2 protein-coding genes and 1 riboswitch are annotated in these 6,702 nt (G+C 50.6%); of the genes, one reads left to right on the top strand and one right to left on the bottom strand.

The window, feature by feature from the left end; translation table 11 throughout:
• Positions 1 to 320: 320 nt before the first annotated feature.
• A riboswitch (SAM riboswitch) is annotated at positions 321 to 423 on the top strand.
• Between the two features lie 97 nt (positions 424 to 520).
• Complete coding sequence (gene metH, locus JOD20_RS06940; protein WP_204754560.1) at positions 521 to 4,063, top strand: methionine synthase; 3,543 nt, start codon at positions 521 to 523, stop codon at positions 4,061 to 4,063.
• Positions 4,064 to 4,336: 273 nt separating this feature from the next.
• Here the strand turns inward: metH and JOD20_RS06935 are convergent, their stop codons facing one another.
• Positions 4,337 to 6,697 (bottom strand): TIM-barrel domain-containing protein, encoded by a 2,361-nt coding sequence (locus JOD20_RS06935; protein WP_239583753.1) that lies wholly within the window; start codon positions 6,695 to 6,697, stop codon positions 4,337 to 4,339.
• Between the last annotated feature and the right edge of the window lie 5 nt (positions 6,698 to 6,702).

Raw genomic sequence — 6,702 nt, 5'->3', positions numbered from 1 at the left:
ACCATCACGTGGAAACTCCCTGCCTTTCGGACGCTTGACTATGAACGGGTTGTCGTCCCATTGCCCGTTCTTGGGCTGGATGTCATGCAGTAAGGCCCCTGACCCCTATTTTAGCCGCAGTTTGCCCACCTTTACCAGCTTATTCATTCCGATAGCCCATAGTCAACAGCCTATAGCCATCGTCGCTCTGCGCCTCTGCGTTGAAAATCAATCCACAACGCATGCAAAGACGAAAACGTCCCGATCCCCGATCCCTAACAACTGATCCCTATGCTTCTTTGATTTTTCGCTAAGATTTGCTATACTGCGATTAATTGAATACCTCATCACGAGGAGCCGAGGGATCTGGCCCGATGACGCTCCAGCAACCGTCTCACTGAGAAAGGTGCTTCTTCCAGCAGCAATCGCGCTGATAGATGAGTGGCAACTCAATGATTGAAGCCCTCGCCAGTGTGCGAGGAGTTTTTTTTAACTGTGGTTCGGCGCTTTGGCAGCGCGATCCATACAAAGGGAATGCGTCATGACCAGCATAAAACCTTACATCGCCGAATTGGCGAAACGTGTTCTGATTTACGACGGCGCAATGGGTACTAGCTTGGATTTGTATGATCTCAAGCCTGAGGATTTTGGCGGCGAACAGTACTTCGGCGCACGCGATTATCTCGCCTTGACGCGCCCCGACATTATCGAACAAATTCATAGCTCGTTTATGGAAGCAGGCGTTGATGTGTTGGAAACCAATACCTTCCAATCAACCCGCATTCGCTTGCATGAATGGGGCTTGGCCGATAAAACCTACGAGCAGAATTTCAAAGCCGCCCAGCTCGCCCGTAGCGTCGCCGACCGCTACCAAGCCCAAGATGGCCGCAAACGCTTCGTCGCTGGCTCGATGGGGCCAACTGGATTCTTGCCCTCATCCGACGATCCAACGCTCTCGAACATTACTTGGGATGCCTTGTCTGACACCTTCAAGGAGCAAACGATTGCGCTCGTCGAAGGTGGGGTTGATGTGCTTTTGGTCGAAACCAGCGTTGATATTCTCGAAGTCAAAGCGGCAATCGATGGCATTCGCCGTGGCTTGGCCGAACTCAACCGCCCAGACATTGCGATTCAAGCTCAAGTTTTCTTGGATCTTTCAGGGCGGATGTTGCTTGGCACCGACATTCAAGCAACCATGGTCACGCTCGAAGCCTTGGCCGATGTTGATGTGATTGGTTTGAATTGTTCGACTGGCCCTGAACATATGCGGCCAGCAATCACCTATCTGGCTGCCAATTCCAAATTGCCAATTTCGTGTATTCCCAACGCTGGCTTGCCAATGGAAGTTAATGGCGAAACCGTGTTCCCCTTGGAACCAGAAGGCTTTGCCAAATCGTTAACCGAATTCGTCAAGGATTTGGGCGTGCGCGTGGTTGGCGGTTGTTGTGGCACAACGCCGGCTCACCTCCGCGCTTTGGTCGATTCAATCGGCAACAATTGCCCACCCAAAGCTAATCAAGCTCCAGCTGTGCAACAAGTTTCCTCGGCCATGCGTGCCCTGCCATTGCATCAAGATCCAGGCCCATTCATCATTGGCGAACGGGTTAACTCGGTTGGCTCACGCAAAGTCAAAAAAATGTTGCTCAAAGATGATTATGATGGAGTGTTGCAAATTGCCCGCGAGCAAGCAGATAGTGGCTCACACGCGCTCGATGTGTGTGTGGCAATGACCGAGCGTCCCGATGAAAAAGAGCAAATGCAAAAGTTGCTCAAAAAATTGACCATGGGAGTTGAATTGCCCTTGGTGATCGACTCGACCGAGCACGAGGTGATTGACGCAGCATTGCAAATGTATCCAGGCCGCGCAATCATCAACTCGACTTCGCTCGAAGGCGGGCGCGAACAGAAATTCGACAAAACTATGCCGCTCGTTGCCCGTTATGGCGCAGCAATTATCGCCCTGACGATTGATGAAGAAGGCATGGCGCATACTGCCGAAGCCAAAGTTGCGATCGCCAAACGCATGGTTGAGCTGGGCCGCCAAGATTACGGTGTGCAAAATGATGCCTGGCTGTTTGATGCCCTGACCTTCCCATTAACCACTGGCCAAGCAGAATTACGCGAATCGGCCAAAGAAACTATGGAAGGTATTCGCCGCATCAAGGCCGAAATTCCTGGCGCGATGACGGTGCTTGGGGTTTCGAATCTCTCCTTCGGGATTCAGCCGCACGCCCGCTCAGCACTCAACTCGGTCTTTTTGTATCACGCAGTTAAGGCCGGGCTGGATGCAGCGATCATCAACCCAAGCCACGTTATGCCATTTGCCGAAATCTCCGCCGAAACCCGCAAGGTCTGCGAAGATGTGATTTTCAACAGCGATGACGAAGCCTTGCCGCGCTTCATTCAATTTTTCGAAGCTAATGCAGCGGTCGCTGGCGAAGCCAAAGCCGACCCAACCGCCAGCATGAACGCCGAAGAACGCATTCATTGGAAGATTCTGCATCGCAAAAAAGATGGCATCGAAGCCGATATTGATGAATCGCGAGCATGGCGCGAGGCTGGCGGCCAAACCCAAGGCGAAGCAGCAATCGATGTGCTCAATGGCGTGATGCTGCCAGCCATGAAAGAAGTTGGCGATAAATTCGGCGCTGGCGAATTGATTTTGCCCTATGTGCTGCAATCTGCCGAAGTCATGAAGCGTGCAGTTGCCCACCTCGAACAATACCTTGATCGCGTTGAAGGCACAACCAAGGGCAAAGTGGTGCTAGCCACGGTCTATGGCGATGTGCACGACATTGGCAAAAACTTGGTCTACACGATTTTGTCGAACAATGGCTACACCGTTTACGACTTGGGCAAGCAAGTTCCGGTCAATACAATCATCGAAAAAGCACTTGAAGTTGGCGCAGATGCAATTGGGCTTTCGGCCTTGCTGGTCAGCACATCGAAGCAAATGCCCTTGTGCGTGCAGGAATTACACAAACGCAATTTGACCTTCCCAGTGCTGGTTGGTGGCGCGGCGATCAATCGCCAATATGGGCAACGAATTCTCTTCCCTGAGCCAGAAGTGGCCTACACTGGCGGCGTTTTCTATTGTAAAGATGCCTTCGAAGGCCTCGAAACAATGGATAAACTTTCCGATCCAAGCGTGCGCGAAGAGTATATGAGCGTGATGGAAGACGCAGCCCGCGAATCATTGAAAGCGCCAGAACGTGGTCGCACCTTGCTGGAAAAATTGGGCAAAGATAATCCAAGCGGCGCGCGTTCAGCAATTCGCAATGATAACCCCGTGCCAACGCCGCCATTTTGGGGCGTGCAAGTTGCCAAAAAAATTCGGCTCGATGATGTTACGCCATATCTCGACCTGAATACACTTTGGCGCTTGGGTTGGGGCATCAAAAACCTCAAGGGTGCAGAATACGATCGCGTGGTCAACGACGAATTCAAGCCCCGTTTGCGCCGCATGATCGACGATGCCAAGCGCAATGGTTGGTTGCAACCTCAAGCGGTCTATGGTTATTTCCCAGCTCAAGCTGCTGGCGAAGAATTGGTCGTGTACGATCCTAAAGATCGCAAAACCGTTTTGACGCGCTTTGCTTTCCCCCGTCAACCAAGCCGCGAACGCCTCTGCTTGGCCGATTATTTCCGGCCAATCGAGAGCGGCGAGTTCGATGTAGTGGGCTTACAAATCGTAACGATGGGCCATGTCGCAGCCGAGCGGGTTGAAAGCTTGCAAAAAGCCAGCGATTATAGCGAATCGTTCTTCAGCCATGGCTTGAGCACAACCTACGCCGAGGCAGTGGCCGAATTTACCAACAAAATTATTAGCCAAGGCTTAGGATTAAGCTATCAGGCCAAACGCTACTCGTGGGGCTATCCAGCCTGCCCCGATCTCGAGGAGCATACCAAGCTATTTAGCGTCTTGCCAGCCCAAGAAATTGGCGTGAGCTTGACTTCGGCCTTCCAGCTCGACCCTGAGCAAAGCACTGCCGCAATCGTCGTGCACCACCCCGATGCCAAATATTTCTCAATTGGCTCGGTTGCCGAGCGCGCCGAAAGCGACATTGCCGAACTAGCCAATTAATTAAAGGATGAAGGATGAAGGATGAGGGTTGAAAATTAACAGGATGAGCACTTAACGCAGCGGCGCAGAGAAATATTAATTCTCTGCGCCGCTGCATTTAAAGCTAATTCACGAAACGCATCCAAAACGTGTCAGTCTCTATGTTGTATGTTCTCATGCTTCATAATTCATCCCTCATCCTTCATAATTTCCTATGTTCTCATGCTTCATTCTTCATCCCTCATCCTTCATAATTTCCTATGTTCTCATGCTTCATTCTTCATCCCTCATCCTTCATAATTTCGCCTCAAGCGTATGCGTCAAGCCATCATCAACAAAGCTCACGGTAATCGCACCCTCGGCATGCACCCACTCAAGCGGCTGCTCATCAAGCAAAACAGCGTTTGGTGGCAACGAGTGCAAATTCACCACGATTGTGCGTGGTGCTGGCTGCCAAGCACCTTGGCGCGCGGCAATAATCAAGTTAATTGATTGCGCAGTTTCAATGCAGCTAAAATGGGTGGTTGCGCTCAAGCCCTGTTCATACTCAAACGAAATTCCATCATCTTCGTAGAGCGTCCATTCGCTTGTACCGCTGGGATAAACGTCGAGCGTCAAGGGATCAAGCGGAGCCTCCCCAGTATAATTGAGCACTGGGCCAAGCGTCAGAATCGCACCGCCACGCACATACAGCGGCAAACGCTCTAATGGCGCATGTACCAAAATATGCTGCGCCCCAGTAATCCGCTCGCCAGTCCACCAATCGTACCACTCGCCAGCAGGCAAATAGACCGAGCGATATTCAGCGCCAGGCCGAACAATTGGCGCAAGCAGCAGCTGCGAGCCACACAAAACCTGATCATGCAAGGCATGGGTCGCCAGATCAGCAGGATATTCATAAACCAAGGGCCGAATAATTGGCGCGCCAGTCGTCGAAGCCTGATAAAACAACGTATACAAATAGGGCAATAAGCGGTAGCGCAAGCTCAAATACGCGCGGGCAATTGCTTCGGTACGTTCGCCAAAGGCCCAAGGCTCAGCAGGCCGCGTGCCCGAGCACGAATGGCCGCGACAGAAGGGCAGAAATGCGCCAACTTGCACCCAACGTGCCCATAATTCAGGCGAAGCATTCCCGAAAAACCCACCAATATCCACGCCAACAAATGGAATTCCCGAAAGCCCCAAGTTACAAATTTGCGGCAACGTCATTTCCAAATGTTCCCACAACGCCGAATTATCGCCAGTCCACAAGGTTGCCCAACGTGATAAACCAGCAAAACCAGAGCGCGTTAGCACAAATGGCCGCTCATTAGGCCGTAATTGGCGCAAACCCTCATAGGTTGCTTGGGCCATCAACAAACCATACAAGTTATGCACTTCGGCGTGGGTTGTGCGCTCATCAGCAGCGCCTTGGGGTGCGTTTAAGTCAATCGTGCCACCATTGCCGCCGCCTTCACTAAAAGGGCGATCAAAGACGGTTGGCTCGTTCATATCATCCCAGATCCCACGTACGCCTGCATCAACTAATGTTTTATGTAAATTTCCCCACCATGCGCGCACATCAGCCCGCGTAAAATCAGCAAATGCGCTATCATCGGGCCAAACATAGCCACTGAATAACGTTCCGTCAGCTCGTTTAATAAAATAATCGTTGGCAATACCTTCAGCAAAAACCGCGTAATTGGGGTCAGTTTTCACCCCAGGATCAATAATTGTCACGACATTAAAGCCATCTTGGGCCAAATCGTGCACCAATTGGGCTGGCTCATCGAATCGTTCAGGATGCCACGTAAAAACCCGATAGCCATCCATATAATCAATATCAAAGTGGATTGCATCGCATGGAATATTGCGGGCGCGTAATTCATCGGCAATTGCCCGCATTGTGCTGCTTGAATCATAGCCCCAACGACTTTGATGATAGCCAAGTGCCCAATAGGCTGGCAACGGCATTGAACCCAACAATTCACGCCATGCAGCGGTAATATCTGCTGGTGTCGTACCTAAAACCAGATAATAATCAAGATCTGGCCCTTGAGTTTTTAAGCTCAATAACGCAGCATCAGTTGCCCCAACATCAACACTCGAACGAAATGACGTGTTGAAAAATACGCCATAGCACAAATTGGGCTGCAAACCCATAAAAACTGGCATCGTTGCATACATATTATCAATTCGTGGGCCATGATGTGGTTCTGGATCAAGCGTCCAATTTAAAAAATGTTGGCCTGTTTTTTCAAGCCAGCCAGTTCGTTCGCCAAAACCATAAAAATGCTCAGAATTATAAATTTGCTTTGTGACTAGCCAGCCATCAGCGTTGTATGTTGCAGCCGCAACATCACTAAAAAAAGCTTGTTGTTGGCGATTCGTAAACGTAATTCGCCCATCAGCATGTGCAACATTTACCTGTACATCAGTCGTCTCAAGCGTTGTTGTATCGGAATTTTGCACAATTGACCATTCAACAGGCTCCCATGCATCATCAGCCCGATTAACTGCCCACGAACGCCGTGGTAATGGTTGATCATTGCTAAGCGAGACTCGAATCAGCTGTGTGCTACAGATGCTAATTCGCAGGTGTTGGTTTGCCCGTTTAAACAGACAGCTACGCGCATCGCGATGATCAAGTGTAAACATTGATGAATCTTGCAGCATAATTC

This window comes from Herpetosiphon giganteus, assembly GCF_016907925.1.
Classification (GTDB): Bacteria; Chloroflexota; Chloroflexia; order Chloroflexales; family Herpetosiphonaceae; genus Herpetosiphon; species Herpetosiphon giganteus.
Note: the sequence above shows the minus strand (reverse complement) of the source record. Positions and strands in the feature narration are given on the sequence as shown.